This window comes from Mesotoga sp. UBA5847, assembly GCF_002432735.1.
Classification (GTDB): domain Bacteria; phylum Thermotogota; class Thermotogae; order Petrotogales; family Kosmotogaceae; genus Mesotoga.
The window spans coordinates 1-445 of sequence record NZ_DJGL01000105.1 but is presented as its reverse complement, the minus strand read 5'-3'; positions in this window follow the sequence as shown (position 1 = coordinate 445).

The following is a 445-nucleotide window of genomic DNA, read 5'->3' as shown; positions in this document are numbered from 1 at the left end:
TAACTTATGGGTAATGAAGAGCTCTCGGCCCAACCGCATTTTTCGCTTCTTTTGTCTGTCATCCTGCAGTGACAACATTCAGATCTGCTTTTCTCGCTACTCATGGCAGTCTCGAATGCAGCCTTTCTCGAAGCGAAGCTTCATCTCAAGTGCAAAGTGTCTTCTCGTTCTCTCGATACGGTTTCTCCATCTGTCTGAGAAAGGCCAATCGTTGACGGCCAGAGATCCGCTTGTTAGGGAACGCTGCAAGCTGAGCACTTCAAAGAATCGGCCTCAGTGGGATTTTCAGAATTGCTTCCCCGCGAAGCGGGCATTGCGACCTGGCGTGGTATTCGCCAGCCTTGCGTCCGCCGATGCTCTTCGGCGCCTTGCGTCTTATTCCGCTCTTCCGACCCCCTACCTGCTACCACCGACCACTGCAAGGCCCTTCGACCCCCAATGGTTG